The organism is Pseudaminobacter soli (ex Li et al. 2025) (genome assembly GCF_029892515.1).
GTDB lineage: Bacteria > Pseudomonadota > Alphaproteobacteria > Rhizobiales > Rhizobiaceae > Pseudaminobacter > Pseudaminobacter soli_A.
Genome location: NZ_JARXVF010000002.1, coordinates 586123 through 611253, shown reverse-complemented (window position 1 = coordinate 611253; position 25131 = coordinate 586123). Strand labels below are relative to the sequence as shown.

The window sequence follows — 25131 nt, the reverse complement described above, 5'->3', positions numbered from 1 at the left end:
CAAAAACATGCTCGACTGGTCCGAACCGAAAACCACTCCCGCAATTGCGCTTAATCCCACCCACGGCGCGGCGGCTCCCGCCGCCGACGCCACCGGCCTCGGCGAGATCGAACGCGGCGGCGCGCGTGTCTCCGTCGACGACAAGCGCATGATCAATGCGCGCGCAGACGTTAACCAGCTGCTGCCGCTCAAGTACCGCTGGGCCTGGGAAAAGTACCTTTCCGGCTGCAACAACCACTGGATGCCGACCGAAGTCTCCATGCAGGCAGATATCGCGCTGTGGAAGTCCAAGGATGGGCTGACCGAAGACGAACGCCGCATGATCAAGCGCAATCTCGGCTTCTTCGCCGCCTCGGAAAGCCTGGTGGCGAACAATATAGTGCTCGCCATCTACCGCCACCTGACCAACCCCGAATGCCGCCAGTATCTGCTGCGCCAAGCCTTCGAGGAAGCGATCCATACGCACACCTTCCAGTACATCGTGGAAAGCCTGGCGCTGGACGAGGGTGAGCTGTTCAACATGTATCGCGAGGTGCCGTCGATCACCGACAAGGCAGCCTGGGCGCTGAAGCACACGCAAAACCTCGACAATCCCGACTTCCGCACCGGCACGCCGGAGGCCGACCAAGCTTTCCTACGCGACCTTGTCGCCTTCTACGTCATCTTTGAGGGCATGTGGTTCTACACCGGCTTTGCGCAGATCCTGTCGCTCGGCCGCCGTAACAAGATGGTCGGGATTGCCGAGCAGTACCAGTACATATTGCGCGACGAGTCGATCCACCTGAACTTCGGCATCGACGTCATCAACCAGATCAAGTTGGAAAACCCGCACCTCTGGACCGGCGCGTTCCAGGACGAGGTGCGTGGCATGATCGCGAATGCGGCTGAACTGGAGGCCGCCTACGGCCGGGATACGATGCCGCGCGGCTTCCTCGGCCTCAATGCGGCGCTGTGCGAGCAGTACATGCACTTCATCGCCAACCGCCGCTGTGCGCAGCTGGGTCTCACGCCGGTTTTCGCCGAAGCCGAGAATCCTTTTCCCTGGATGTCCGAGGCGATGGACCTCAAGAAGGAGAAGAACTTCTTCGAGACCCGGGTCATCGAATACCAGAACGGTGGTGCACTGGCATGGGACTGAGCGTCGAACGTCAGCGCGCGGCGCGGTGCCCCTCCCCTCTTCCTCAGCCGGAAGAGGTGTTCCTGTCCTGGCTTGTCGCACAGCCCGACGGCACCAATCTCATGGATGCCGCCAACACCGAAATTCGCCGGTTGGACGGATATCGGGGAGAGCATCAGGGCCCTCGTCGGTTGAAAGAGTTGTTCGTCGAGTTCAGCCTCGTGTTGAAGGCAGCTTCGGGTCCGAGGAGGCTCCAATGAAGCGAAAGGTGCTCATCATCGGCATCACCGCCCGATCCCGCTAAAAACCGTAGTGCGGCGGCCTATTCCTGTCAGCGAGACACAGCTAGACAACAGGGCACCCGCAACTGGCCGGCAAAGCACAAGGGGGACGTCAGACATGAGAGCGATGAGGCTGACGCTGATCTGCAGCGGGATCACTCAGGGCACGCGCAAGCACGGATTTCCGAGCGACGAAGGGCTCGAAGAGCGTTCCAAAAGATTGGCGCATGCGCTCAGGCATGATCTGGCGGAACCCGACCGATCGCTTTGCAGCCACGCCTTGAGAGCGCGTCAGACCGCCGAGATCCTCGGGCTCGCTGCGACGATACATGAAGACCTGCGGGACCAGGACTATGGCATCTGGGCAGGCAAGACACTTGCCGAGATCGAGAAGGACGAACCCGAGGCGCTCGCTGCATGGCTGACCGATCCGAACTATGCCCCCGCAGGGGGTGAATCGATCGCTGGCGTCGCGGAGAGGACGGGTGCTTTCCTCGACGAGATGCGCGCGGAATCCGGGCACGTGATCGCGGTCACGCATCCCGCTGTGGTTCGGGCCGCCATCCTCAACGTTCTTGCAGCGCCGCTGACGGCATACTGGAGGATCGATACGACGCCGCTCTCCATCACCGATCTGCGCTGCGACGGTCGACGGTGGGTCTTGCGCGCGCATGGATTGCCGTCGCTAGACCTGAAGGGATCTCCCGACTAACGAATTCTGACCCGCAGCTCATGAAGCGGTGTAGACGGACGCGTACTTGCCCGGGTGGGCGAGGTGTTCATGCGCGTGCGTCTATCGCAACGGGACCGAACAGGTGGTTACCGTGACAACACGGTCAACCACAGAAAAGCTATCAACCGTGCTGCGTTGGTTCAGTTTTCAGGCAATCCGGCCGCGACCATAAGCATCGTCAGCCGTTCGGAAGCCCTGAGATAGTCGGAGTTGTCACTCCTGATGGGTGGCAGGATGTTCCGCGCGGTCGCGCCCGGTCTCAGTTCCAGCCCTTTCGTCATGGCGGCCCTGGCCTCGTCGGTTCGCCCCAATTGCTGATAGGCGGCGGCGAGCAGCATATGCGCTCGCCCACTTGGAGGGTTGATCGCGATGGAGCGTTGCAGCCACACCAAGGCGTCTTCGGCACGGCCCATAAGCAGACAGGTCCAGCCTGCTCCGATCGTCCATCTCCAACCGGTCGCACGCGGCGTATCGAACTGATCTGCCCGCGTGAATGTCGCAAGCGCATCATCGAAGCGTCCAAGGTGAACTTGCGAGATTCCAACTAGGTTAAGCGCGACTCCATCCCATGGATCCTGACTGAGCGCCTTGCCGCAAACCAACAAGCTTTCAATAAACTGATTGGTGGTCGACAGAAGCCGACAATAGGCTTCGAGCGCCGGGATAAAATTGGGTTTTGCCCGCAGCGCGCTCTCAAGCGCTGCGCTGGCATCTGCCACGACGACCGCATCGGAAGCATCCGGGGGAGCCCCAGCTATCTCAATCCAGCGCAGTCGAAAGGCCGCGAGTTCAACTTGCAGATCGATATTGCCGGGATCGGTGGCGAGGGCTTTTTCAAGCATCACCTGCGCCTCGCGAAAACGTTCGGGCGTTGTCCGGTTGATCGAGGCTGTGGCCTGCTCTATTGCAACCTGCGCGTTGGCGGCCAGCGAGAAGTTATCAATTGCGCGCGTGCCGGCGCTCTCAAGAGCATTGATGCGCAGGGCCAGTTCATGGCCTATGCCTGCGGTCAGTCGGGTCTGCTGGAGTTGCACATCTGTCTCGGTCAGGTCGATCGAACGCGATACGGCCCACCTGACAATGCCGGTTGCCGCTTCGCTCATGTGGGCTTGCAAATTCCATGCTTGCGGCGTCTTCTCCAGTTCACCACTCACCACGAAGTCGGCCGCCTGAGCAGGCGATGCGGGGAACATCACACGGATGGTCCCGATTTTTGTCAGCCCGTCGACGAGCTGGCTGGTGACGGTTGCCGCCATCTGAGCGGGCAAGGGGTCTTCGCCCAGGGATTTTATAGGCATCACGGCCACGACCGTTAGTGGGGGCGTTGGCATGGTGCGCGAGAAGAATGTAGCTGCTATGATCGCTATCCCTGCCAGAGCAACCAGCGTTACGGCTATGGCCGCGATGTGGCGTCGCACGAAAATGCCCAGACGATTATTTGCAGGGCTGCTTCCTGGTGCCGGCGCAGGTGCCGGACATACCCCTGTGCTCGCAGGCGGTCTGGCAGCAACATCTTTCCGCGTGGCCGAGTCCGTCTCATCCAATCTCTCGGCTTCGAACACGTAGCCGCGGCCGGAAACAACCCTGATCAGCTGGCGCTTGTCATCACCAAGAGCGGTACGAATCTCGCGGATACATTGGAACAGGTTGTCCTCGCCGACATGTACGTTCGGCCACACCATCGCCATCAGCTCGTTCTTGCTGAGCACTCGTCCTGGGTGGCTCGCAAGCACCTGCAGCAGATCGAAGGTCTTTGGCCGCAGCCGGATCGCGCCGCCATTCGGGCTGCGCAATTCCGCACGTTGCTGATCGAGTTCAAATCCAGCAAAGCGCAACGCCAAGGCTCCTTTCCCGAGATGCGCCAAACTCATTCTTCTTACGCCATCTTTCCTGTAAAAACGCGAACTCCCATAGTCAGGGGACAATTCTCAGAAAAATTTCAGAATATTTTCATTGCGTTCTCAGGACACATTCGGCGCGCGTCAGTATTCACATCAGTGCGTGTTGGATCGCATTGATTTTGATCAAGGTAACCACGAACACGCGATTGGGGGACGCGCGACTGGCCACTAATGCAACCCAAGTGGACCGGATGCGCGTGGGCGCGTGCCCCTTCCTGATCAGAGACGGAAGGGGCACGCGTCACTTATGGCGGGGCGGGGAAACGTGTTGATCGACAGCGGATTGGGGAACATTTACCCAGAAATTTTGCGGCAAACACAGGGATCAGGATAGCATTCTAGGTCGCTTCATTGTTCCTAACTCGTAAACCTGCCGACCTGATTATCCCTTGCGGACAGTAGAGTGCCGTCGTGCTCTCACGCTACCGGGTCATTCCAAACAACTTCAGGTTCCCCTACCGGGTACTATTGCAGAAATACCATAGATGCGCACGAGGAACTGCTCGAGCCTAGGGAAGCAGCGTTCGATGACATGCCGCTGGGCGTAAAGATGCCGGTCAATGGCTGCTGCTGACGAACCGAGACCTGCTCTCCTCCTGCTCCAGTCGTTAAACAAGGGACTTACCTTCACGCAGAATAGAGAGAGCATCTTAGGATCTTGTTGATGAACAGCGAAGATGAACTTCAATATTACATAGACGACAATAACAATATCGACCTCATGGCACAAATTGTATTGGCATACGTTTCTAGCAATGCTGTGCCGGCTGGTGAGTTAGCCAAATTGATTGCCAGTGTGCATGCTGCGCTTGAGAAGCTCGGCGTGCCAGAAGAACCGCCAAGGAAGCCACAAAAGCCCGCAGTAGACCCAAGACGTTCAGTCCACAACGACTATATCATTTGCCTCGAGGATGGTCTGCAATTTGTGTCGCTCAAGCGCCACTTGATGACCCAACACAATATGACTCCGGACCAATATCGCGCCAAATGGAGTCTGTCGGCAGACTACCCAATGGTTGCGCCCAGCTACTCGGCGAAGCGTTCGCAGCTTGCCAAGCAATTGCGCTTAGGTCGTAAACCTGCCCCCTCTAAGAACAGTGATACAAAGCCAGGGAACAAATTATCCCCTCGCGGCCGCCGAGGAAAGCTGACCGATGACTGACAGAATTCCGAGCGGCTGGCTCACTCTCGTCTCCACTCTGCGCACCGCTGTCGAGCGCGATTTTCCCGGGGTCGCCGTCATCGAACTGACTGGCGACCGCGGCTGGCTGCACGTGCGATGTGATGACGACCGCCTCTCGCCGCCGCAGATGCAGCGTCTGAACAGAATGCTGCAGGGCTTTATCACGCAGTCGTTGTCGACCTGCATGTCTTGCGGATCCCATCACGGCCGAGAGCGCGGAGGGCGGCGTAGAGTGACTTGCGATGGATGTGAAAACGAGGATGAGGCGTGTCATGCGTGACGATTTTCCCCGGATCAAACTCGACGATCTGGATGGATGGATTGGACGAAGGTTCGTCTCGTCCATGTTAGGCAGCCGCAATCTGTGGGGTGATATCTGTGGAGAATTGAAACCGGCGCTGAAAGGTTTGGAAGATGATGCGTCGACGACGAGAAAAAGATGACCCCTTCAGCAATAGGCCTCAGCTCCTCGGGTCGCGCATCCCCTCGCATCGCTGATCCAGATGTCGGCCGTCGCCGAGTATCTGAATTTTCGCCATGCGGCCGCAGCGCTCGGCGTCAGCCAGTCGAGCGTCAGCGCACGGATCAAGGCGCTCGAGAGTGAGCTTGGAATTCTCCTGTTTGAACGCCATGCGCGCGGCCCGACCGGGGCCGGCCCGGCATTTTGTCGAGGGTGTAGCCGCCGGCATTGGCAAGCTCGAACATGCCGTGACGACGGCTGGCGCGAGGCGGTCAGGGGCGGATTCGCGCCGGCGTCCATGTCTTGACCCCCGGTAGCTTTCTTGACGATCTGCTTGTGCGATACTGTAGCGGCTATTCGTCCGTGCCATCGAGATCATCGAGGGCACGGCGCGCGAGATCATTATGCACGTTCGCGCCGACAGGCTGGATGTAGCTTTCGTCGCGGGTGCGCCGGACCTCCCTGATTGCCATCCGCGGCGCATCTGGAATGAACCACTTCTTGCTGTACTACCCCGCCTCCGAAGCCGGCAGGCAATGGTGGGTTTTAGCCAGTCGCGATCTCGATCTCCGGAAAGCCGTCGCATTCTAGGCGGATTTGTCCTCGTTCTGGCCTTGAGAGCCGGATCGGTCCGCCCCGCTCTTCCAGACGTCGACGCAGGAGAATGAGGCGCGTTTCCAGGTTGTCCTTGAAATCGGGCAGCTGAAGAGAGCCATCGCGACGAATCTCGCGATTGAAAAAATCAGTGCGCCCAGTTTGGAAAAAGGCAGATAGGAAATGATGCAGCAGCCGCCCGGGCAGGCCACGGATGACATACTCGCCGTCCACGAAAATGCTGCCATCGAGTGGAAAGTACCGCACCCGAATGCACCGCGCCGCCAGAGCCGGCAATGGCTGGTGGCTGGCGGGCACCGCCCAGCCTTCCGACCTGTCCCGTTCCGCCAGCAACAGGCTTGTCGCGAGTTGGCTGGCGACAAGCGACAGCGCCTCTTCGTCGCGGTGGCTGAACGCGTAGCTTTTTTCCGATTCAACGAACAGCACGCCAAGCAATCTTCCCCGGCTCAACATTGGCACCGCCATCTGGCTGCGCGGCTGTGCAAGGGACGGGAGCGGGATGTGGTCCGGCCCGCTACGCATAACCTCGGCGCGCACTGCCGAAGCGTATCGCTGACCACGCCGCATGTCGCTGATACGCAACGGGCGACGCATCGCTGCGGCCGTGCCGATAGTACCCTCCCCCACTGTCGCCTCAGAGCCGAACCCGAAGGCCGGATAGCCGCGGCTTGCGATCGTGCTCAGCTTCCTGCCCTCCTCATCCGGCACGAGCACCACCGCATTGGCGAAGCCGAACCGCGCCTGCAGCCCCTCCAGCGCGCAATCGAACATGGCTTCTGCATCACTCTGTTGGGCGATGGCCGCACAAAGCTGCCCTGCCGCGTAGAGGCGATCGCGCGGTCGCTCCGTCTCTTCCGGCTCGGCGAGCGATTCGACCGGTATGATCGGCCGACAGTCCTCAACTTCGTACATGTCGAGGCTGCGTAGCTTCATCACGTCGCCCATGCCCTGAGAAACGCTCATCACGGCAAGATGCGACGCCACGCGTTCGAAAAGTTCCCCATCCCCGACCGACCTCACGAAACGCAGGTCGAGAATATGCTGCTGCCCGGTCCGCCCGTCGACCACCATCACCGTCGCCACACCACGATGGCGGACATTGGCTGCGGTTTTGGAGAAAAACTGATTGGACAGCGCGACATGCCGTTCGTCGATGTAGTGGACGTGCGAGAGATAGGAGATGTTGGGTATGCCATCCGCGTCCGTGGTCGCGATCACCGACGGAATGACGCCCTCGAAACTGTCGCGAATATCGCTGAGCCGGATCATCGTTGGCTCGCCTGCTCCAAACGCTGACCCGCATCCGGGCCGGGCGTTTGCACGAACAGATCGGTAGGCAGGAAACTGATCCGGACGAGGTCCTTGTCGGTCAGCGTGTGCGAAAGCTGGACCTTCGTGACACCCAACTCCGCCAAGATCTCCAACATGCGCGCCACATAGGCGCTCGCGCGCTGCTGTTCCTCCTCGGACGCCGAAGCGATCTCCTCGATCACCCCTTTCACCTGGAAGGCGCGATAGTCGCTTGGACGCACGACGGTGACCGCTATGGGAGCGCCCCTTGCCGCATTGCCAGCTACATCGGACCACTGGCCCCGGCACATAAGCACGTCAATGTGTCCGCGTCGCCGGTCGAAGCGGGCGCCTGAGCCGCGCGCAATGAAGGCCCGATGCGCGTGGTTGCGCGTCGACACCAGTATCATGACCGGGCTTTCGATGAATGCAGCGACATCCGCGCCTATCATCGCATTCTCCAGAGTATCCACCCATGAATAGCAAATTTTTAGGAAGTGGAAGAGTCGTTTAGCAAGATTTTAGGAAGATATGTGGGCGCTTTACCCATAGACCCTGCTCCATAGTCAGCAACATATGGAGCGTTTCATGACCCACACACATCATCTTAGCGAGATCATGGATCTCAAAGGCCGTTATGATCTATATGGCCCTATTCACAAGGGCCTTCGGAAAGCCCAATGCGATCTTCTAGTGCGGCTGGGCAATATCGATTTCAATGATGCCCGCGCGACGGCGGATCTGCTATCGGACATGCGCGGGCTTCTGGCGCTTGCCGCCGCCCATCTCGAGCATGAGGACGGTCAAATCCATGACGCGCTGCGTGCGCGCGGCGCTGCTTCCGTCGACCGTCTCGACCATCAGCATGACGACCATCGCGCCACCTTCGCCAGGCTCGAGGCACTCGTGGCGGACATAGAAGCGGCCAAGGCAGACGAGCGTACCGCTCTCGGGCGTCAGCTGTACCTGGCCTTCGGCATCTATATCGCCCACGACCTCGAGCATATGCACGAGGAGGAGACAGTCGCAGCCCCGCAGTTGTGGTCGCTGTTCTCCGATGCGGAATTGATGGCGATCGAAAACCGCATTGTCGGCTCGCTTCCACCGGAAAAGGCAATGGCCTTCATGCGACTGATGATCCCGGCGGCCAACCCAGGGGAACGTGCCGCGATGCTGGGTGGCATGAAGCAGCAGGCGCCACGTGAGGCCTTTGACGCGGTAATCGAATTTGCGGCCCGGCCTAACCTGTCGGCGGCCGAATTCGCTGATCTTGCACGCCGCCTCGACCTCGTGGCGTGAGCACCGTCGATGCGTATCGACCCACAATGGCGGCCATGTCGGCCGCCATTTCCCACTCTAGTGTCGCGTGAACGACATCACCATCCAAGGATCTTTCCCGCCATCTTCTCTCACGGTGCCGCTCTAAACACCCTGCAGGTTACGCCAAACCATGTAGCCTGCGACGGCCACGATCATCAGCGCGAATGACATGTTCAGCGCGCCCTTGCGCTTCTGCAGCAAGAGGGCTGCGCGTGAGCCGCCAAGGCCACCGACAATGCCGCCAACGATGAAGACGAAGGCGAGCGGCCAGTCGACCATGCCCGACAGCGCATAGGAAATGGCCGTGGTCATTCCGAAAGCTGTGACGGCGACCAGAGACGAGCCGATGGCGTTGATCATCGGCATGCCTGTTGAAGCGACGAGACCGGGAACGATGAGGAACCCTCCGCCGATGCCGAAGAAGCCCGACAAAAGGCCCGTGCCGCCGCCGAAGCCCAGGACCTTGGGGGCATTGTCACGGGTGCAGGCAGCGGCCGGATCGCCCCCATCCTGGCGGCTGCGGAACATCAGCATGCCGACGACGAGCATCAGGCCGGCAAACAGCAGCAGCAGGTGGCTGCCGTCAAGCGCCTTGCCGAGCGACGAGCCGAAGAAGGCGCCGAGCACACCAGCGACGCTAAAGATGGCCGCGCAGCGCCATTTGACAGTGCCGTTGCGGGCATGGCTGGCAAGACCAGTCACGGCATTGACCGCGACGGAAACCGCGCTGGTGCCAATGGCGAGATGTGCGTTCGGGACGCCGACGAGATAGACCATCAGCGGCACTGCGAGAATAGATCCGCCTCCGCCGAACAGGCCGAGCGTGAGGCCAACAAGACCTCCCGAGAGCGCACCCAAAGCATATTGAACGGGTTCCAGAAACATGGTCCCGGCCTTTCTATCGGTCATGTGCGTTAGAGCATGATCCCGAAAAGTTGCAGACCTTTCGGACAAGATCATGATTCAAAAACAAAAGCTTAGAGCGAGATGACGATTCAAATTTAGATCATCCAGCTCTAGGTGACCGGATTCCACGGAGGTGGAATCCGGTCGGAAGGTCATGTCGTGGTGGTGACGACTTTCCTTGTGGCGGCCATGCGTGCCAGCCACATGCCGAGGAACATCATCGGCAGGAAGGCATATGCGCCGGCGGCGCCCAGCGATGTAGCCGTGAGAGCGGGGCCTGGGCAGAAGCCGCCCAATCCCCAGCCGACGCCGAAGATGGCCGCTCCAACCAGGATGCGCCGGTCGATATCGACATGGGTCGGTAGATGGAACGATGCGCTCGCCACGGGCTTCGGTCGCTTGAAGACGATGCGGTAGCCGATGAAAGCCGTGATGACTGCCCCACCCATCACGAAGGCGAGCGAGGGGTCCCAAGTGCCGAACAGGTCGAGGAAATTCAGGACTTTTGCCGGATCGGACATGCCCGACACGACAAGTCCGACGCCAAACAGCAGGCCAAGCACGAGATTGACGATGAACGACATGGTCAGACTCCCAGGATATGCCGGACGATAAAGACGGTCGCGAAGGCGGTTGCCATGAAGGTCAATGTCGCCACGAGCGATCGGACCGACAGCCGCGACAGGCCGCAGACGCCATGGCCGCTGGTGCAGCCATTGCCATAGACCGAGCCGAAGCCCACGAGCAGGCCGGCCACGGCCATCAATGGCAGGTTGGCCGAAACGGTCTGAAGCACGTTGTGGCCCGTTGCGACGCTGTAAAGAAGTGGCGCGCCGACGAGACCCAGGACAAAGGCAAGGCGGGACAGGAAGGCGCCGTCGAGATATGGCGGCAGCAGGCGGCCAGCTATGCCGCTGATGCCGGCAATGCGCCCTTCCCAGGCCATCAGCAGCACGGCCGAGAGGCCGATCAGGACGCCACCGATGGTGGAGGCGACTGGAGTAAATTCGGTCATTTCCTTAGCTTTCGATCGATGTGGTTTCCGCGTTCGGGGAGCAGAACATGCGGTAGAGTAGCGTCACGGTTGCGCTTACGCGCTCGTCGGCGAGACGGTAGAAGACGGACTTCGATTCTTTGCGCCCGACGATCAGTCCGGCATCGCGGAGTTCGGCAATCTGCTGGGAGAGGCCCGGCTGTCTGATGCCGAGGCCGTCCTCCAACTCGCGCACCGACCGCTCGCCCTCGACGAGCGCGCAGACGATCATCAACCGTTGCGGGTTGGCCAGCTTCTTCAGGAAATCCGAAGCTTCTCCGGCCCGTTCGAGCAGATCGGCGATTGCTGGGGTCTGTTCCTTGGTCATCGTCCCTACCCCCAATTTGCTCCCTCGAGAGCGTCTAGCGGGAATTTCAGATAGCGCTTGCCGTTGGCTTCCGGCTCGGGCAGGCGGCCGCCGTTGATGTTGATCTGCAGCGCATGCAGGATGAGTTTCGGCATCGGCAGTGTCTTGTCGCGCGCCTGACGGACCGCGACGAACTCAGCCTCCGTCGGGAACTTCGAAATATGCGTGTTGCGTGCTTTCTGCTCGGCGACCGTGCTTTCCCATTTGGGCTCGCGTCCGCCCGGCTGATAGTCGTGACCGGTGAACAGCCTGGTTTCGTCGGGCAGCGACAGGATTTCCTGGATGGACTTCCACAGCCGTGCGGCGTTGCCGCCGGGGAAATCGGCGCGCGCCGTTCCGCTGTCGGGCATGAACAGCGTGTCGTGCACGAAGGCGGCATCGCCAATCACATAGGTGATCGAGGCCAGCGTATGGCCTGGCGAGAACAGCACCTTTGCCGGGATTGCGCCGACATGGAAGGTTTCACCTTCCGCGAACAGCTTGTCCCACTGCGAGCCGTCGGCAGCGAGCTCCGGCCAGTTGTAGATGCCTTTCCAAAGCTTTTGCACGTCGACGACCCGCTCGCCGATTGCCGTCGGCGCCCCGGTCTTCGCCTTGAGATAGCGCGCAGCCGAGAAGTGGTCGGCATGGGGATGCGTGTCGAGGATCCACTCGACGTTGAGGCCCCTCTCCCGGACGAAGTCGAGGATGCGGTCTGCGTTGGTGGTCGCGGTCAAGCCCGACTTCTCGTCGAAATCGAGAACCGGATCGATAATCGCACATTTCCGGGTGGCCGGATCGACGACGACATACTGGACCGAAAATGTCCGCGGGTCGAAGAAGGCGGTAACGTCGGGTTTCAAAGTCATGGGCAGCCTCATCGGGTGGTAGCATTGCGCTCGGCGGTGCTCGCCGCTGACGATTAGATATATATGATTGCATTTTTTTGCAATAGATAATTCGCAAATGACGATTGCCAGGCGTTGCCTCGCTTGTGAAGCTGCCGTTAGGGGGCGCCCGAGCCTGCAATCGATAAGTGCCGGTGACGCTGAATTGAAAATCGCGCCGCTATCGGCCGATCGAGGTTCTTTCAGATGCAGCCTGCTATCCGTTACGCCTTGGCGCTGCCGGTTTCGGCGAGGTCCTGCTCACGCAGTTGCAGTTCCGAAAAGCCAGCCGATGCCGGCAGTCGCCGCCATTGCGGCTGCTCCCCAGAACGCCACGCGGCTCGCGCCGAGCAGCGGGCTTGCGCCTCCGGTTTTCGCCCCGACAGCACCGAGCGCTGCGAGAAACACCAGAGATGCGACCGACACCGAAGGAATGAGCACGCCGAACGGTACGGTCGAGGCCACGATCATCGGCAGCGCCGCTCCTGCGGCAAACGTCAAGGCAGAGGTGATCGCTGCCTGGACCGGTTTGGCGGCAACGACCTCGGAGATACCCAATTCATCCCGCGAATGGGCGCCCAGCGCGTCTTTCGCCATCAATTGGGTAGCCACCTGGTGTGCGAGATGTTGGTCGAGACCGCGGTCGACATAGATTTGCTTGAGCTCCTCAAGCTCGCTTTCCGGATAATCGCGCAGTTCCGTCCGCTCCCGCGCAATATCGGCCTTTTCGGTGTCTGCCTGCGAGCTCACCGACACATATTCGCCCGCGGCCATCGACATCGAACCGGCCACGAGGCTGGCAAGGCCGGCCAGCAAAACCTCAGGCTTGCCCGTAGAGGCAGCCGCGACGCCTACGATCAGGCTTGCAGTCGAGACGATCCCGTCATTTGCGCCGAGAACCGCCGCACGAAGCCAGCCGATCCGCTGCACGAGGTGCCGTTCCCGATGCGATACAGATCTCACCATCTGAGCCTCCTCGAGGGCTGCAACTCCACTGCCGCTTCCTAAGCTATGGCCGAAATAACATCGGCTATCGGCAGTATTTAACAACGACGGGAGCAGGTCCAGCGTTCTTGGCTGAACCTGCTCCGTCTTTCAGCGCACTAAAGTGCCGTCAGGAAACATCGCCCACTTCGGCCGCAGCCTTGCGACCTGTCAGCATGGCCCGCGCGAGGTTCTCGCTATGGCGGACACTGGAAAAGACCACGCCAGCGACATGCAGGCCGACCAGGATGAGCATGAAGTTCGCACTGACTTCATGAACCTTCTGGACCCATTCTATTCCCCAGAACGCGTCGGTCGTCTGCAGCCATCCGGTGATAGCCACGACCGACATCGCCAGGAGGAGCCAGACAATCATCACCGCGCCAAGGGGATTGTGCCCAAGATATCGAGCCTCCCGGCGCGCCAGAACGTCGCTCGCATAGCCGACCGTCTGGCTTGGGCTGCGGATGAATTGCGTGAAGCGTGCATAGCGGGAACCAACCAGCCCCCATACCAGGCGAGACGCTACAAGCACTCCAGCGGCGTAGCCCGCGATCTCATGCACATTCTTGAGCTCGTCAGCGGTCAGCCAGGCCACCGCGAAGCTGGCCACGAGGCTCCAATGGAAAATCCTGACGAACGGATCCCAGATCTTCACGGTGGCAGGCATCACTCAGCCCTCGCTGTCTTCGCTTGAACCGGCGACCCGCTCAAGGGTTTTGGGGTTGAAATAGGCCTCGACCTTCTTGCCGCCTGCATCGATGGCGTAAGCCTCGTAGCAACCGTTCTCGGTCTTGATGGAGCGGACCTTCCATCCGTCAGACTTCAACTTGGCCTCGAGTGCTTCGCGTGGCTGCCACTCACCAACCGGAACGTCGCACTTGTTGCCTGCGAATGCAGGGGCGCTTGCCAGCATGCCAAGAAACACGGCGGGTACGAGGATCATTGTCTTCATTTCAAGCTCCTTCGGTTGATCCGATGCTGGCCTTGTGAAGCGCGATGCTGACAGCAGCCTGAACGGGGCCGAGACTTTGTGAGGCATTGCGTTCAGGTGGCTGTCAGTTCTTCAATCTAAGGGGCCAACCCAAGTGATGAGGCAAGCAGATCGAGATGCGCATACTTCTGGTCGAAGACGACAAGGCGATTGGCGGCGCGGTCAGGGACCATGCCAGCAGCCAGGGCCACGCAGTCGATTGGGCAAAGACCCTGGCTGAGGCGGGAGATTTCGCGTCGGTAGTTGCATATGAGCTCGTGCTTCTCGACCTGCATCTGCCCGATGGGAATGGGCTCAGCTTTCTCCGCGCCCTTCGGGATCGCGCCGACGCCGTCCCGGTCATAGTCCTGACGGCGCGAGACCAGATTTCCGACCGGATTGCGGGATTGAACGCTGGTGCCGACGATTATCTCGTCAAACCTTTCAATCTGGACGAGCTCTCGGCGCGCATTCATGCCGTTGCCAGGCGATACGGCCAGCATGTTCAGCCGCGGCTGGCTATCGGGCCGCTGAGAATTAGCCCTGCCGAGCGGATCGTGACACGCGAGGATCGCCCCATCGACCTGACGGCGCGCGAGTGGGCCGTGCTCGATCGGCTTCTTTCTCGTCAAGGCGCCATAGTCTCCAAAACCCAGATCGAGGATGCTCTTTACGAGTTGGGTGCCGAGGTGGAGAGCAACACCGTGGAAGTCTATGTCAGCCGTTTGCGCAAAAAACTCGGCGGCGAGGTCATCACGACCGTGCGTGGCGTCGGTTACAGGATTGCCAACACATGAGCAGGCCAATCAGCATGACCCGCCGCCTGATGCGCTGGCTTATCGGCGTCGCGGTTCTCTTCTGGCTTGCTGCCGCAGGACTGGCCGCCTTCGTCATGTACCATGAGTACCAAGAGGTCTTCGACAGCGCACTGCAGGAAACAACGCAGCGACTGGTGCCTATTGTCGTGGATGATCTCTACCAGCGGGGCGCTTCGACCAATCCGCGGCGTATCGACGAGGCTGCCCTGGCCCACAAGGAGCACCTCATCTACCAGGCGCGCGACGCAAATGGGCAGGTGTTGTTGCATTCGCACGATGCCCCGCAACAGCCGTTCGATGTGCCGCTGGTGACCGGCTTCCATCAGACGGCGACCCACCGCATCTACACCGAGGCGGCACTTTCCGGCACGCTTTTTCTGCAAGTCGCCGACCCACTCGAGCATCGACGGGAAGCGATGCGGGAAAGCGCATTCTCTCTCCTTGTCCCGGTGCTGCCACTTGCGCCCCTCAGCCTTGTCGTGATCTGGCTGGTCGTCAGGCAATCTTTGAAGCCAATAGGCAGCTTCACACGGGAAATTGCGGCTCGCGATAGCGCAAATCTCTCTCCCATCGAAGTCGAGACGCTGCCGACCGAACTGGGAACGATCGCAAGTTCGGTCAACCACCTGCTCGCTCGCCTCCGCGATGCCATCAACGCCGAACGTGAGTTCACGGCCAATGCTGCCCACGAACTGCGCACGCCGATTGCCGGTGCTCTCGCCCAGGTCCAACGCCTGGCCCTGGAACTGCCGACCGGCGGCGCGAGGATTCGCGCGCATAATGTCGAAACATCGCTAATGCGGCTTACGCGTCTCACAGAAAAGCTGCTTCAACTTGCCCGTGCCGAAGCCGGCATTGGATTGGCCGCAGAGGCTATTGATCTGGCGGTCGTCATTCGTCTGGTTGCTGCCGAGTTCGAACGTAGTGCCGAGGGTGCCGGCCGAATTGTTCTCGACATGGAGCCTTCATACACGCTGACCAGAAGGGTGGATGTCGACGCCTTCGCGATAGTGTTGCGCAACCTGATCGAGAACGCGCTTATTCACGGAACCGCCGACGATCCCGTCACGATTTCCATAAAAAATCACGACACCATTTCGGTTTCCAACTCAGGTCCAACTGTATCGCCAGAAGAGCTCGAAAAACTCACCGCACGATTCCAAAGGGCATCGGCAAATGCCAAAGGAACAGGCCTCGGCCTCTCCATCGCCGCGACACTTGCAAGGCAGATGGGCGGCGCACTTGATCTGCGATCTCCCCGCGCCAACCGGTCGGACGGATTTGAGGCCTTGCTGACGCTCTGAGTTATGGCAACGATCGGCAGATCGGGGCGATTGGGTGCAGAATGGCCAAAGTGGAGATCAATAGTAGACGGCAAGCCATCCCGCCCGGGATATGGGCACTCGGCTTTGTTTCATTGCTTATGGATATCTCGTCCGAGATGATCCACGCACTTTTGCCCATCTACATGGTGACTGCGCTCGGAACCTCGGTGCTCGCAGTGGGCATGATCGAAGGAATCGCGGAATCGACCGCATCGATCACAAAAGTCTTTTCGGGGGCGCTGAGCGACTGGCTCGGCAAGCGCAAGCTCTTGACCGTGCTTGGCTACGGTTTGGCGGCCCTCACCAAGCCGGTCTTCCCATTGGCCACGTCGCTCAATTGGCTCGTTACCGCGCGCTTTGTCGATCGAGTAGGCAAAGGCATTCGAGGCGCTCCGCGAGACGCCCTGATTGCCGACATTGCGCCGCCGCATCTGCGCGGCGCAAGCTTCGGGCTGCGCCAATCGCTCGATACCGCCGGGGCCTTCATCGGCCCTCTTATGGCGATCGGCTTTATGTGGCTCACGGCCGATCATTTCCAGACCGTGTTCTGGATTGCCGTCGTGCCTGCGTTTCTCGCGGTCGGCTTGCTTGTCGTCGCCGTAAAAGAACCAGATCGCCCGAAGGAGTTGCGACGTGTTCGCATGCCGCTCAGGCGTGACGAGTTGCGCCGACTTGGCGCTGGCTATTGGTGGGTGGTGGGCATTGCGACAGTTTTTACACTGGCCCGCTTCAGCGAGGCGTTTCTGGTCTTGCGTGCGCAATCGGTCGGCTTTCCAATTGCGCTCATCCCGATCATTCTCGTCTTGATGAACATCGCATATTCGCTGTCGGCCTACCCCGTGGGCGTACTCGCCGATCGGGTGAACCGCCTTGTGCTCTTGGCTATCGGCCTCGTGTTTCTGGTCGTAGCGGATCTTTTCCTCGCATTTTCAAGCGATTTTGTCGGGGTCGTTGTAGGAGCGGTACTCTGGGGGCTCCATATGGGCTTCACCCAGGGACTACTGGCCACTTTGGTCGCCGATACTGCCCCGGCCGAACTGCGGGGAACCGCATTTGGGATGTTCAACTTGACGACGGGCGTTGCCCTGCTGGCCGCGAGCCTCATTGCCGGAGTTCTTTGGGACCTGGCAGGCCCGCAGGCCACTTTCGTGGCTGGTGCAGCGTTCGCCTTGGTTACGCTCGCAGGCTTGTGGCCCGTTCGAAGAACCATCCTCGCCGGCTCCTAGGTTACACTGATCAGCAATCGTTTTGCGGGCGGTGGTTCTGCAGCCGGTCGTTCCAGGCCCTATGAGCAGGCCACATTTTTGGCTAGATGCCGGCGCTCAACCAATCGATATGTCAGCCGCTTTTGAGGAGGAACCGGTATTGCCCCTGTGCCTACCGCTGATCCGTCACCTGGAATCCCCGGACCTGTTTGGCTCCATCGATCGCATGCCGGCACTTGGCACGCCAGTCGGCGGACGCACATTCGAGGTCGTAAATCCATCCACGGGTGAACTGCTGGCAGAACTCCCCGACATGGGCGTCGAGGAGACACGTGCGGCGATCGACAAAGCCTATGTCGCGCAGGCCGAATGGGCTGCGTTGACCGCGCGAGATCGTAGCGACACGCTCTGGCGGTGGCATCAGCTGATCGTGACCCATACCGATGATCTCGCCGCAATTCTCACGGCAGAGATGGGCAAGCCGCTTGCCGAAGCCAAGTCGGAGGTGTCTCATGCGGCCGCGTATCTGCAATGGTATGCCGAAGAAGCCAACCGCATCTATGGCGAGACGATTTCGGCACCGTCGACCGACCGTCGCATGCTGGTGATCAAACAGCCGATCGGTGTTGTCGGCACGATCACGCCATGGAATTTTCCCGCCTCGATGGTGGCGCGCAAGATCTCGCCGGCATTGGCGGCGGGGTGCGCGATCGTGCTGAAGCCCGCCGAACAAACGCCTCTGGTTGCCGGGGCCATGTTCGCGCTCGCCGCCGAGGCCGGTTTCCCCGACGGGGTCGTGAACCTTATCTACGCCTCCGAAGGCGCGGCGGTGGGACGTGAACTCTGTTCCAACCCCACGGTGCGCAAGATCAGCTTCACCGGGTCGACCGAGGTCGGGCGGCTGCTCATGCGTCAGTGCTCGGACCAGATCAAGAAGGTCAGCCTCGAACTGGGCGGCAATGCACCTTTCATCGTTTTCGACGATGCCGATGTCGACGCCGCTGTTGACGGCGCGATCCAGGCGAAGTTTCGCAATGCCGGCCAGACCTGCGTTTCCGCGAACCGCCTCTACGTCCAATCGGGCGTCCACGATGAGTTCGTCGACAAATTCGTTGAAAGGGTTCGTGAGCTTTCGGTTGGCGACGGTTTCGATCCGGGCGTCGCGATCGGGCCGCTGATCGACAAGCACGCTCTGGCCAAGATCGAAGCTCACATCGCCGACGCCATCGGAAAAGGCGGCGCAATCCGATGCGGCGGACACCGGATCGGCACAAACGGTACGTTTTTCCAGCCCACAGTCCTCACCAGTGTCTCCAATGAGATGAAAGTGGCCCAGGAGGAGACATTTGGGCCTTTGGCCCCGATCATCCGCTTCGAAGACGCGGATCAGGTTGTCCGGGCCGCAAACGATACGATTTATGGCCTTGCCGCGTATTTCTACGCTTCGAATTTGAAGCGCGTGTGGCGTGTGGCAGAGGCCCTGGAATATGGCATGGTGGGCATCAATACAGGACGCATGTCCTCGGAGGCGGCACCTTTTGGAGGGATGAAGCAGTCCGGCATCGGGCGCGAAGGATCCCGCCATGGTCTCGAGGACTACCTTGAAATGAAATATCTCTGCATGGGCGGCATCTGAAGGATAGTACGCCCCCCGCCATTTACCGAAACCGACATTCGCGATGCTCCTTGTCGCCGTCGTTCTCCATGCCGGTTCCTGTCTGTGATTGAAGACAAACAAGCATGAAGCGGCACGAGATTCAGGCTGTGAAGGCATAAACCTCAAGCGTGGGGCGATTGCGAAGGAACGGCGGCACATAGGACGGGTCGCCAGTTCGGTTCAGCTTTCTCCCGTGTCAGTCTGCGTCGGACAACAGCGCTTCCAGCAATGTATGTCTGGTCGCCGCGAATGGGTTCACCACGGTGACGCCGCCCCATGTAAAGCCGTCCTGCATGTCTTCCGACAGGAGAAGACGACACCCGGCCTGCGACGATACCGACAAAATCACGGCATCCCAGATACCGAACTTGTGGTCGCTAGCCAGATCGACGGCGGCTTGCATTGCCTCTGCGGTCGTGTCGGCAACAGGAAAGGCATCGCGCCAGCCCTGCAAGGCTTCGCGCGCCTCGCCGCGCGTCCGCCCCGCCTTGCGAACCAGCACATTGAACAACTCACCGATCACCTGAACTGGAATGATCGCGCTTCCCGCCGGCAAGCGCTTCACAAGGTCCAGCGCAACGGCGCGCCGGTCGGCCCCGTTCACGCCTTCGGCATAGGCCAGGAAATTGGTGTCGAGCGCGACCTTCACCGTTCATCCTCGTAAAGCTCGTCGCGGGTCCAGCGTCCGGCATTCACGACGGGCTGCTGCTCAAGGCGGGACAGAAGGGCGTTGCGCGCACCCGTCGCCACGGTCTCGCGCCTGTCTGCGGGAACGATCCGGGCAACGGGCCGTCCATGGCTGGTGACGACATAGCTATGGCCCTCCTTGACGCTGCGCAGAATGAGGGAAAATTTGCGGTTCGCATCGGCGGCGGAAACGGCTTCCTCCATGGGATACTCCTGCAGTAGTGATATTGCCTACTATATCAAGGGCAGGCCAATTTGCAAGTAAGTCTGAGGATTCTGAGCCAGCGCTCTATGAATAGGTCGGCGCGGGGGCGCGGATCGGTGCGCAGTTCGGTTTCGAGTTGGAGGGCGCGGACCGCGCGGGCGGTATTGCCAGAAGCGGCCTCGATCGCCTCGTCGAAGGATTGACGGGCTTCCTGGAGTTCCTGCACCTGCTCGGGGCTTGCCTTGCCGCCACGCGGCCCGGGCTCGCAGCGCTACTGGAGGCGGTTATCGCCCAGCCACGGTAATATGGCCCGTCATGTTCGGGTGAAAGCGGCAGTGGTAGTTGAACTCTCCTGCCTTCTTCATCACCTCGCTGGCGCTCTTGTTCGGAGGAATGGTCACATCCCATCCGCCCTTGGTCGTTGCCGAATGAGCGACGGCATCCATATTCACCCATTTCACCGTATCGCCGACCTTGACATGGATGTCTGCCGGAGCGAACGCCAGTTTTTTGATCGTGACCTGAATGGTCTCCGCTTGGGCGCCACCACTCGTGACCAGCGCCAGTACGGCGGTGGCCAACAGATACCGTCTTGACACCATCGCTCCCTCCTACTTCAGCCCGGCGGCAACCTGCTCGGCGTGCTGTTCGTGGCCCTGAAATATCTTCAGACCGGTTTCGAGCAGGCTTTTGAGTTCGGCATTGCTGGCCGACGGGATCAGCACGTTCTGGAGCGCAGCGTTCACCTCCTTATGATAGGCGACCTCGTTTTCGATATAGGCCTTGTCAAAGGCCGCGCCGTCCAGCTTGGTCAACTTGGCGAGCTCTGAACTGGCCGCTTTGGTCAAGGCCTTGCTGGTGTCATTGTCCTCGGGCGTAACCTTGAGTTTCTTGACCAGGGCAAGCGCCTGTTCGTTCACGGTTTTGTGGTCGCGCACCATGTCTTGAGCAAAATCCCGAACTTCCTTGTTTTTGGATTTCGCCAGGGCTTGCTTCGCCGCTTCGACGTCGATCACGCCCGCGGTATAGGCGATGTGTGCGATCTGGGGATCGTTGGGCTTATCTGCGGCCAGAGCAACGGGCGCTGCGCCAATAAGGTAGACCGTGGCCAACATCACAATTGGACGTATGTCCATCAGAACCTCCCGCGGTGGCAGACACCACCGGCAATCATTCGGTTCGCGGAAAAGTCTATCATGAGTTGAGCCGCCAGTCAGGGAAAATGGGCGTTTCAACGCAGCGCTCGGTTCCGATGATCACTGGCAAGCGGCGCCATCGATCTTACAAAAAATTTTTAGAATAAAAAAAGTTTGACAATCACAATTGCGCTTCGATAGGTTCCCTCTTGCCCGATTGGACGGGCGTGGGGGAACTGACTTGAGCGCTGCCATTGCCGCGCCCGGACAATGTCCGGGAGCGATTTCGATCGAAATAAAGTCAGTCAAGAAGCGCTATCCGGCGACAGCAAACAGTTCCGGCATCGTTGCGCTAGACGATGTTTCCTTGACGGTGAAATCCGGCGAGGTGGTCGTCATTATCGGCCCTTCGGGCTCTGGCAAGAGCACCTTGCTGCGCACGCTCAACGCACTGGAGAAGATCGATTCCGGCACCATCGTCGTGAACGGCGACGTCGTGACCGACAAGACGACGAACCTGCCAGCCTTTCGGACGAAGGTCGGCATGGTGTTCCAGCACTTCAACCTTTTCCTTCACAAGACGGCGATGGAAAACGTCGTCCTCCCGCAGGTCGCGGTCAAGCGGCGCCCACGCGCCGAGGCCGAGGCGAATGCCAGGAAGTTTCTCGCCAAGGTCGGAATGCTGGAGCGCGCGAACAATTATCCCTCGCAGCTCTCCGGCGGCCAGCAGCAGCGCGTGGCGATCGCGCGAGCCCTGGCGATGAACCCACGGGTGATGCTGTTCGACGAGGCCACATCGGCGCTCGATCCCGAGACGGTCGGCGGTGTCCTCGACCTGATGCGCGAACTCGCCGGCGAAGGCATGACCATGGTCGTGGTGACGCACGAGATGCATTTCGCGCGGGAAGTGGCCGACCGGGTGGTTTTCATGGATGCCGGCGCGATCGTCGAGATGGGGCCGCCCGAGCAAGTATTTCTCAATGCGCAGAGTGAACGAACGCGAAAGTTTCTTTCGCTCGTTGGATAGCGTCGTCCTTATCCGGCGCTGAGTTGTCTCAAGTGGGAGGAAAGTCAATGAGACGAATTCTGAAGTCTATAGCAACCGCAGTCGTTGCTGCCACCGCAATCGCGGCGTCTACGGCGGCCTATGCCGACGACATCATGGACAGGATTCTGCAGCGCGGCGAGCTGCGGGTCGGCGTCCAGACGCAGGGCGAGCCGGTCAGCTTCATCGACAAGAACGGCGAGCGTACGGGGCTTGCCATCGACCTCGTCACCATGATGGCGAAGGACCTCAACGTGAAGCTCGTCATCCAGGACTATGACTGGAAGGGCCTGATCCCGGCTCTCCTGGCCGACAAGTTCGACATCATCGCGGCCGACATGACCCCGACGCCGGAACGCACCGCCGCGCTGCTGTTCTCCAAGCCGTTCTTCTACCAGGACACGATCGCGTTTACGGCCAAGGACAAACCCTTCACCAAGTGGGAAGACCTGAACGCTGCTGGCGTGAACGTCGGCGGCACGCAGGGCGGAACCTATGTCGTCGCCATCAAGGAGTTCATGCCGAACGCCACGGCCAAAGAATTCGCCAGCGGTCCGGCCTCGGCCCAGGCAGTGGCCTCGGGCCGTGTCGATGCCGCCGTCTCCAGCGTCAGCAACGTTGCCGCCTATGCGACCAGCTTCGACAATCTGAAGGTTCTTGACGGCGTCATCACGCGCGAGCCGCTGGCATTTGCCACCCGCAAGGAGAACATCCAGCTCAAGTTCTGGATGGACAACTACATCGATCTGATCACGGCCGACCGCAAGCTCGACAGGCTGCTGGACTACTGGTGGAACACCACCGCCTGGGAAAAGGATCACAAGTAAAGCCTTTGCCTCAGGCTTCGGGCGGCGCGCACCGCTGCCCGAAGCCTTGATGCTCGCATGGGAGGGGTCGTGGAAGATTTCGTCAGTGCCATCCAGTCCGCATATAACATCCGGATTGTCGGCCAATATGTCGATGAGTTTGCAAGGGGCGTTGGCCACACGGTCACTGCGGCAGCCTTCAGTCTCGCCCTCTCCCTTGTCTTCGGCCTTGCGCTTGCCTTGATGAGAATCTCAGGTCGGCGGTTTCTGTCATATCCGGCAGCGGCATATGTCCAGATCATCCGGTCGACGCCGCTCTTGCTGCAGATCTACATCGTCTATTTCGGCCTGCCTGCGATCTTTCCGTCGATGGGGCGACTGCCCGAAATCATTCTCGGCATCATAGCGCTGACCATGCATACCGGTGCCTATATGGCGGAGATCATCCGCTCCGGGCTTCTTTCCGTGCCGAATGGCCAGAGGGAGGGTGCGATTGCGGTCGGCATGACAACCTTCCAGCAATATCGCTATGTCATCCTGCCGCAAGGCATCGTGAACATCATTCCCGCTCTGCTCGGGCAGACGGCCATCCTGATCAAGGATACCTCGCTTTTGTCGCTGATCACGGTTTTCGATCTCGTCAGCGCAGGCATGCTGCTGAACAGCGACCGTGTCCGACCGAACGAAGCATTCCTCACCATCGCCGCGATCTACTTCGTCATCTATCTGCTGGTGCTTTTCCTGTCGCGGTTGGTCGAGGATCGTCTGGCGGGGCGCGGCTGGAGGGTACCGGCATGATCAGCCAGCTTCTCGATTTCCTGGGCAGCGATCTCGCCCATTACTGGAAAATCGCCGCCGCGGTGATGCCCGCGCTGCTCAAGGGTTTCGTGGAGACGCTCAAGCTTGCCTTGGTCGGCATCGTCTGGGGCTCCTTATTCGGGGGGATGCTGGGCATTCTTCGCGGCCAATATATCCGCATCGCAACGCCTCTGATCGGCGCCTACCTGCATCTGCTGCGTGGCACGCCCTTTCTGGTCCAGCTCTATGTGATCTATTTCGTGCTGCCCAACACCGGCTATTCCTGGCTTCAGTGGGACTCGCAGACAGCCGCTTTCGTAAGCCTCGGCATTTATACGTCGAGCTATGTGACCGAAATCGTCAGCGGCGCCATTCGCGCTATTCCGCGCGGGCAATGGGAAGGCGCGTTCGCACTCGGCTTCACCCGGCTCAAGACGCTGCGGCTGATCATCCTGCCGCAATCCGTCGGGCTGATCCTGCCGGCACTTGGCGGCGTCTATGTCACGCTGATCAAGGCGACGTCGATCGTGTCGGTGGTGGGTATCGTCGAGCTTATGCGGCAGGCCGATATCTCGATCGTGCGGTTCCCAGGTGATATTCTCTATATATATTTCCTGGCAGGCGCCCTTTACTTCGCCTTCTGTTTCCCCGTTCTGATGCTTGTCGGGCGGCTCGAAGAGCGGTCGAAGAACGGGCGAATGGTCAGGACATAGGGGGAGCGGGTCATGCCGAAAGAGAAGAGAAATCCGAATTCACCTGAGCCGCAAGGCGACCGGACGTTCCAGGCCTTTGTCCTGCTCATGGACACGCTGGTCGCTCAGTTCGGTACCAATTGCCAGGTGTCGCTGTACGACATGCGCGAGGGGCCGGCCCGACTTATCGCCGTGTCTGGCACCGTCATGGATGTCCCGATAGGCTCGCGTCTGGCGCCGCCGATCCTCGAAAAGCTCAACCAGGCAAATCGGTCCAATTCCGGCCGCATCATGTTCACGTCCACCACGCCGGACGGTCGGCGGCTGAGTTCGTCCCTGACGATGATCAGCGACCCGGCCACAGGCAACCAGATCGGCGTGCTGAAGATCGACTTTTGCATCGAACATCTGATCTCCAGCATCGATGTGCTTCAGACCTTTTGCGGCATCGACGAACAGCCCCGCCCGACCGAAACGGGTGGCGAGGAAGATATCGGCCAGATCGTCGAGTCGATCATTGCCGAGACATTCGAGAGCCGAAACGGCACCAGAAGCGTCTCCGGAAAGGAATATCGGCTCGAAATCGTGCGGCGGCTTGAAGACAGGGGTGTCTTTCGCGTGAAGGGCGCGGTCGAGATCGTTTCGAACAGCCTGAATGTCTCGAAATACTCGATCTACAACTACATCGATCAAGTCCGCAAAGCCCGATCACCCCAGTAAGTACCATC

Annotated in this window: 32 protein-coding genes and 1 pseudogene; 17 read left to right on the top strand and 16 right to left on the bottom strand. The window is 60.1% G+C overall.

Going from position 1 to position 25131, the window contains the following annotated elements; genetic code table 11:
- Positions 1 to 7: 7 nt before the first annotated feature.
- From M2281_RS13685 to M2281_RS13675, 3 genes are all read left to right on the top strand, one after another.
- Complete coding sequence (locus M2281_RS13685) at positions 8 to 1138, top strand: ribonucleotide-diphosphate reductase subunit beta (protein WP_280821693.1); 1131 nt, start codon at positions 8 to 10, stop codon at positions 1136 to 1138.
- Positions 1129 to 1377, top strand: a complete 249-nt coding sequence (locus M2281_RS13680; protein WP_280821692.1) for a hypothetical protein — start codon at positions 1129 to 1131, stop codon at positions 1375 to 1377. Before M2281_RS13685 ends, M2281_RS13680 begins: the two co-directional genes overlap by 10 nt.
- Positions 1378 to 1516: 139 nt before the next feature.
- Positions 1517 to 2110, top strand: coding sequence for a histidine phosphatase family protein (locus M2281_RS13675; protein ID WP_280821691.1), 594 nt, complete (start codon positions 1517 to 1519; stop codon positions 2108 to 2110).
- A gap of 161 nt (positions 2111 to 2271) precedes the next feature.
- Here M2281_RS13675 and M2281_RS13670 read toward each other — a convergent pair whose 3' ends face one another.
- A complete protein-coding gene (locus M2281_RS13670) occupies positions 2272 to 3972 on the bottom strand; it encodes a tetratricopeptide repeat protein (RefSeq protein ID WP_280821690.1) in 1701 nt (566 codons plus the stop codon).
- 724 nt (positions 3973 to 4696) lie between these two features.
- Between M2281_RS13670 and M2281_RS13665 the strand changes: the two genes are divergently transcribed.
- From M2281_RS13665 to M2281_RS29135, 4 genes are read left to right on the top strand one after another with little or no spacing between them, the layout of a single operon-like run.
- The gene (locus M2281_RS13665; RefSeq protein WP_280821689.1) at positions 4697 to 5194 is read left to right on the top strand and encodes a MucR family transcriptional regulator; all 498 of its coding nucleotides are present in this window, start codon (positions 4697 to 4699) and stop codon (positions 5192 to 5194) included.
- The gene (locus M2281_RS13660) at positions 5187 to 5495 is read left to right on the top strand and encodes a hypothetical protein (RefSeq protein WP_280821688.1); all 309 of its coding nucleotides are present in this window, start codon (positions 5187 to 5189) and stop codon (positions 5493 to 5495) included. Before M2281_RS13665 ends, M2281_RS13660 begins: the two co-directional genes overlap by 8 nt.
- Complete coding sequence (locus tag M2281_RS13655) at positions 5488 to 5658, top strand: hypothetical protein (protein WP_280821687.1); 171 nt, start codon at positions 5488 to 5490, stop codon at positions 5656 to 5658. The genes M2281_RS13660 and M2281_RS13655 overlap by 8 nt, the downstream gene beginning before the upstream one ends.
- Positions 5659 to 5718: 60 nt before the next feature.
- Positions 5719 to 5982 (top strand): helix-turn-helix domain-containing protein, encoded by a 264-nt coding sequence (locus M2281_RS29135; RefSeq protein WP_342394255.1) that lies wholly within the window; start codon positions 5719 to 5721, stop codon positions 5980 to 5982.
- A 239-nt stretch (positions 5983 to 6221) separates the two neighbouring features.
- Here the strand turns inward: M2281_RS29135 and M2281_RS13645 are convergent, their stop codons facing one another.
- Positions 6222 to 7559 carry a GAF domain-containing protein gene (locus M2281_RS13645; RefSeq protein ID WP_280821686.1) on the bottom strand — a complete coding sequence of 446 codons (1338 nt, stop codon included), beginning with the start codon at positions 7557 to 7559 and terminating at the stop codon, positions 6222 to 6224.
- Positions 7556 to 8032, bottom strand: a complete 477-nt coding sequence (locus M2281_RS13640; protein ID WP_280821685.1) for a hypothetical protein — start codon at positions 8030 to 8032, stop codon at positions 7556 to 7558. The genes M2281_RS13645 and M2281_RS13640 overlap by 4 nt, the downstream gene beginning before the upstream one ends.
- A gap of 136 nt (positions 8033 to 8168) precedes the next feature.
- On the opposite strand from M2281_RS13640, the gene M2281_RS13635 reads away from it, so the two are divergent.
- Positions 8169 to 8879: a hemerythrin domain-containing protein gene (locus M2281_RS13635; RefSeq protein ID WP_280821684.1), complete on the top strand. Its 711-nt coding sequence runs from the start codon at positions 8169 to 8171 to the stop codon at positions 8877 to 8879.
- A gap of 123 nt (positions 8880 to 9002) precedes the next feature.
- Here M2281_RS13635 and M2281_RS13630 read toward each other — a convergent pair whose 3' ends face one another.
- The 8 genes from M2281_RS13630 to M2281_RS13595 all read right to left on the bottom strand — a co-directional run bounded on the left by M2281_RS13630 (position 9003) and on the right by M2281_RS13595 (position 14011).
- The gene (locus M2281_RS13630) at positions 9003 to 9785 is read right to left on the bottom strand and encodes a sulfite exporter TauE/SafE family protein (protein WP_280821683.1); all 783 of its coding nucleotides are present in this window, start codon (positions 9783 to 9785) and stop codon (positions 9003 to 9005) included.
- Positions 9786 to 9958: 173 nt separating this feature from the next.
- The gene (locus tag M2281_RS13625) at positions 9959 to 10390 is read right to left on the bottom strand and encodes a DUF6691 family protein (protein ID WP_280821682.1); all 432 of its coding nucleotides are present in this window, start codon (positions 10388 to 10390) and stop codon (positions 9959 to 9961) included.
- Positions 10391 to 10392: 2 nt separating this feature from the next.
- Positions 10393 to 10821, bottom strand: coding sequence for a YeeE/YedE family protein (locus tag M2281_RS13620; protein WP_280821681.1), 429 nt, complete (start codon positions 10819 to 10821; stop codon positions 10393 to 10395).
- A gap of 4 nt (positions 10822 to 10825) precedes the next feature.
- Entirely contained in the window at positions 10826 to 11167 is a 342-nt protein-coding gene (locus M2281_RS13615; RefSeq protein WP_280821680.1) for an ArsR/SmtB family transcription factor, read from the bottom strand.
- 5 nt (positions 11168 to 11172) lie between these two features.
- Complete coding sequence (locus M2281_RS13610; RefSeq protein WP_280821679.1) at positions 11173 to 12054, bottom strand: MBL fold metallo-hydrolase; 882 nt, start codon at positions 12052 to 12054, stop codon at positions 11173 to 11175.
- Positions 12055 to 12333: 279 nt separating this feature from the next.
- Positions 12334 to 13038, bottom strand: a complete 705-nt coding sequence (locus M2281_RS13605; protein ID WP_280821678.1) for a VIT1/CCC1 transporter family protein — start codon at positions 13036 to 13038, stop codon at positions 12334 to 12336.
- A 148-nt stretch (positions 13039 to 13186) separates the two neighbouring features.
- Positions 13187 to 13726, bottom strand: coding sequence for a cytochrome b/b6 domain-containing protein (locus tag M2281_RS13600; protein ID WP_280821873.1), 540 nt, complete (start codon positions 13724 to 13726; stop codon positions 13187 to 13189).
- A gap of 3 nt (positions 13727 to 13729) precedes the next feature.
- Positions 13730 to 14011, bottom strand: coding sequence for a PepSY domain-containing protein (locus tag M2281_RS13595; protein ID WP_280821677.1), 282 nt, complete (start codon positions 14009 to 14011; stop codon positions 13730 to 13732).
- A gap of 155 nt (positions 14012 to 14166) precedes the next feature.
- Between M2281_RS13595 and M2281_RS13590 the strand changes: the two genes are divergently transcribed.
- From M2281_RS13590 to M2281_RS13575, 4 genes are all read left to right on the top strand, one after another.
- Entirely contained in the window at positions 14167 to 14826 is a 660-nt protein-coding gene (locus M2281_RS13590; protein WP_280821676.1) for a response regulator transcription factor, read from the top strand.
- Positions 14827 to 14840: 14 nt separating this feature from the next.
- Positions 14841 to 16151, top strand: coding sequence for a sensor histidine kinase (locus M2281_RS13585; protein ID WP_280821675.1), 1311 nt, complete (start codon positions 14841 to 14843; stop codon positions 16149 to 16151).
- Positions 16152 to 16192: 41 nt separating this feature from the next.
- The gene (locus M2281_RS13580; RefSeq protein ID WP_280821674.1) at positions 16193 to 17398 is read left to right on the top strand and encodes an MFS transporter; all 1206 of its coding nucleotides are present in this window, start codon (positions 16193 to 16195) and stop codon (positions 17396 to 17398) included.
- 205 nt (positions 17399 to 17603) lie between these two features.
- Positions 17604 to 19013: an NAD-dependent succinate-semialdehyde dehydrogenase gene (locus tag M2281_RS13575; RefSeq protein WP_280821872.1), complete on the top strand. Its 1410-nt coding sequence runs from the start codon at positions 17604 to 17606 to the stop codon at positions 19011 to 19013.
- Between the two features lie 217 nt (positions 19014 to 19230).
- On the opposite strand, the gene M2281_RS13570 is transcribed toward M2281_RS13575, so the two are convergent.
- The 5 genes and pseudogenes from M2281_RS13570 to M2281_RS13550 all read right to left on the bottom strand — a co-directional run bounded on the left by M2281_RS13570 (position 19231) and on the right by M2281_RS13550 (position 21062).
- Positions 19231 to 19683, bottom strand: coding sequence for a PIN domain-containing protein (locus M2281_RS13570; protein ID WP_280821673.1), 453 nt, complete (start codon positions 19681 to 19683; stop codon positions 19231 to 19233).
- On the bottom strand, positions 19680 to 19925 hold the full coding sequence (locus tag M2281_RS13565; RefSeq protein WP_280821672.1) for a type II toxin-antitoxin system Phd/YefM family antitoxin: 246 nt from the start codon (positions 19923 to 19925) through the stop codon (positions 19680 to 19682). Before M2281_RS13565 ends, M2281_RS13570 begins: the two co-directional genes overlap by 4 nt.
- A 68-nt stretch (positions 19926 to 19993) precedes the next feature.
- Positions 19994 to 20179, bottom strand: a pseudogene (locus M2281_RS13560) (hypothetical protein); the annotation flags it as partial.
- A gap of 31 nt (positions 20180 to 20210) precedes the next feature.
- Positions 20211 to 20528: a cupredoxin domain-containing protein gene (locus M2281_RS13555; protein WP_280821671.1), complete on the bottom strand. Its 318-nt coding sequence runs from the start codon at positions 20526 to 20528 to the stop codon at positions 20211 to 20213.
- A gap of 9 nt (positions 20529 to 20537) precedes the next feature.
- Complete coding sequence (locus tag M2281_RS13550; RefSeq protein WP_280821670.1) at positions 20538 to 21062, bottom strand: DUF4142 domain-containing protein; 525 nt, start codon at positions 21060 to 21062, stop codon at positions 20538 to 20540.
- A 241-nt stretch (positions 21063 to 21303) separates the two neighbouring features.
- Between M2281_RS13550 and M2281_RS13545 the strand changes: the two genes are divergently transcribed.
- The 5 genes from M2281_RS13545 to M2281_RS13525 all read left to right on the top strand — a co-directional run bounded on the left by M2281_RS13545 (position 21304) and on the right by M2281_RS13525 (position 25123).
- Positions 21304 to 22089, top strand: coding sequence for an amino acid ABC transporter ATP-binding protein (locus M2281_RS13545; protein ID WP_425537722.1), 786 nt, complete (start codon positions 21304 to 21306; stop codon positions 22087 to 22089).
- 47 nt (positions 22090 to 22136) lie between these two features.
- A complete protein-coding gene (locus tag M2281_RS13540) occupies positions 22137 to 22934 on the top strand; it encodes a transporter substrate-binding domain-containing protein (RefSeq protein WP_280821669.1) in 798 nt (265 codons plus the stop codon).
- A 69-nt stretch (positions 22935 to 23003) separates the two neighbouring features.
- Positions 23004 to 23711 (top strand): amino acid ABC transporter permease, encoded by a 708-nt coding sequence (locus tag M2281_RS13535; protein WP_280821668.1) that lies wholly within the window; start codon positions 23004 to 23006, stop codon positions 23709 to 23711.
- Positions 23708 to 24424, top strand: a complete 717-nt coding sequence (locus tag M2281_RS13530; protein WP_280821667.1) for an amino acid ABC transporter permease — start codon at positions 23708 to 23710, stop codon at positions 24422 to 24424. The genes M2281_RS13535 and M2281_RS13530 overlap by 4 nt, the downstream gene beginning before the upstream one ends.
- A gap of 12 nt (positions 24425 to 24436) precedes the next feature.
- Positions 24437 to 25123, top strand: a complete 687-nt coding sequence (locus M2281_RS13525; protein ID WP_280821666.1) for a helix-turn-helix domain-containing protein — start codon at positions 24437 to 24439, stop codon at positions 25121 to 25123.
- The last annotated feature ends 8 nt before the right edge of the window (positions 25124 to 25131 follow it).

Excerpts from the sequence above, each read along its gene's own strand:
- M2281_RS13595 (WP_280821677.1), bottom strand. The coding sequence starts at position 14,011 with ATGAAGACAATGATCCTCGTACCCGCCGTGTTTCTTGGCATGCTGGCA.
- M2281_RS13580 (WP_280821674.1), top strand. The coding sequence starts at position 16,193 with ATGGCCAAAGTGGAGATCAATAGTAGACGGCAAGCCATCCCGCCCGGG.
- M2281_RS13640 (WP_280821685.1), bottom strand. The coding sequence starts at position 8,032 with ATGATAGGCGCGGATGTCGCTGCATTCATCGAAAGCCCGGTCATGATA.
- M2281_RS13685 (WP_280821693.1), top strand. The coding sequence starts at position 8 with ATGCTCGACTGGTCCGAACCGAAAACCACTCCCGCAATTGCGCTTAAT.
- M2281_RS13550 (WP_280821670.1), bottom strand. The coding sequence starts at position 21,062 with ATGGACATACGTCCAATTGTGATGTTGGCCACGGTCTACCTTATTGGC.
- M2281_RS13530 (WP_280821667.1), top strand. The coding sequence starts at position 23,708 with ATGATCAGCCAGCTTCTCGATTTCCTGGGCAGCGATCTCGCCCATTAC.
- M2281_RS13555 (WP_280821671.1), bottom strand. The coding sequence starts at position 20,528 with ATGGTGTCAAGACGGTATCTGTTGGCCACCGCCGTACTGGCGCTGGTC.
- M2281_RS13585 (WP_280821675.1), top strand. The coding sequence starts at position 14,841 with ATGACCCGCCGCCTGATGCGCTGGCTTATCGGCGTCGCGGTTCTCTTC.
- M2281_RS13660 (WP_280821688.1), top strand. The coding sequence starts at position 5,187 with ATGACTGACAGAATTCCGAGCGGCTGGCTCACTCTCGTCTCCACTCTG.
- M2281_RS13620 (WP_280821681.1), bottom strand. The coding sequence starts at position 10,821 with ATGACCGAATTTACTCCAGTCGCCTCCACCATCGGTGGCGTCCTGATC.
- M2281_RS13630 (WP_280821683.1), bottom strand. The coding sequence starts at position 9,785 with ATGTTTCTGGAACCCGTTCAATATGCTTTGGGTGCGCTCTCGGGAGGT.
- M2281_RS13680 (WP_280821692.1), top strand. The coding sequence starts at position 1,129 with ATGGGACTGAGCGTCGAACGTCAGCGCGCGGCGCGGTGCCCCTCCCCT.
- M2281_RS13675 (WP_280821691.1), top strand. The coding sequence starts at position 1,517 with ATGAGAGCGATGAGGCTGACGCTGATCTGCAGCGGGATCACTCAGGGC.
- M2281_RS13525 (WP_280821666.1), top strand. The coding sequence starts at position 24,437 with ATGCCGAAAGAGAAGAGAAATCCGAATTCACCTGAGCCGCAAGGCGAC.
- M2281_RS13635 (WP_280821684.1), top strand. The coding sequence starts at position 8,169 with ATGACCCACACACATCATCTTAGCGAGATCATGGATCTCAAAGGCCGT.
- M2281_RS13590 (WP_280821676.1), top strand. The coding sequence starts at position 14,167 with ATGCGCATACTTCTGGTCGAAGACGACAAGGCGATTGGCGGCGCGGTC.
- M2281_RS13605 (WP_280821678.1), bottom strand. The coding sequence starts at position 13,038 with ATGGTGAGATCTGTATCGCATCGGGAACGGCACCTCGTGCAGCGGATC.
- M2281_RS13625 (WP_280821682.1), bottom strand. The coding sequence starts at position 10,390 with ATGTCGTTCATCGTCAATCTCGTGCTTGGCCTGCTGTTTGGCGTCGGA.
- M2281_RS13575 (WP_280821872.1), top strand. The coding sequence starts at position 17,604 with ATGCCGGCACTTGGCACGCCAGTCGGCGGACGCACATTCGAGGTCGTA.
- M2281_RS13565 (WP_280821672.1), bottom strand. The coding sequence starts at position 19,925 with ATGGAGGAAGCCGTTTCCGCCGCCGATGCGAACCGCAAATTTTCCCTC.
- M2281_RS29135 (WP_342394255.1), top strand. The coding sequence starts at position 5,719 with ATGTCGGCCGTCGCCGAGTATCTGAATTTTCGCCATGCGGCCGCAGCG.
- M2281_RS13665 (WP_280821689.1), top strand. The coding sequence starts at position 4,697 with ATGAACAGCGAAGATGAACTTCAATATTACATAGACGACAATAACAAT.
- M2281_RS13540 (WP_280821669.1), top strand. The coding sequence starts at position 22,137 with ATGAGACGAATTCTGAAGTCTATAGCAACCGCAGTCGTTGCTGCCACC.
- M2281_RS13615 (WP_280821680.1), bottom strand. The coding sequence starts at position 11,167 with ATGACCAAGGAACAGACCCCAGCAATCGCCGATCTGCTCGAACGGGCC.
- M2281_RS13610 (WP_280821679.1), bottom strand. The coding sequence starts at position 12,054 with ATGACTTTGAAACCCGACGTTACCGCCTTCTTCGACCCGCGGACATTT.
- M2281_RS13655 (WP_280821687.1), top strand. The coding sequence starts at position 5,488 with ATGCGTGACGATTTTCCCCGGATCAAACTCGACGATCTGGATGGATGG.
- M2281_RS13645 (WP_280821686.1), bottom strand. The coding sequence starts at position 7,559 with ATGATCCGGCTCAGCGATATTCGCGACAGTTTCGAGGGCGTCATTCCG.
- M2281_RS13600 (WP_280821873.1), bottom strand. The coding sequence starts at position 13,726 with ATGCCTGCCACCGTGAAGATCTGGGATCCGTTCGTCAGGATTTTCCAT.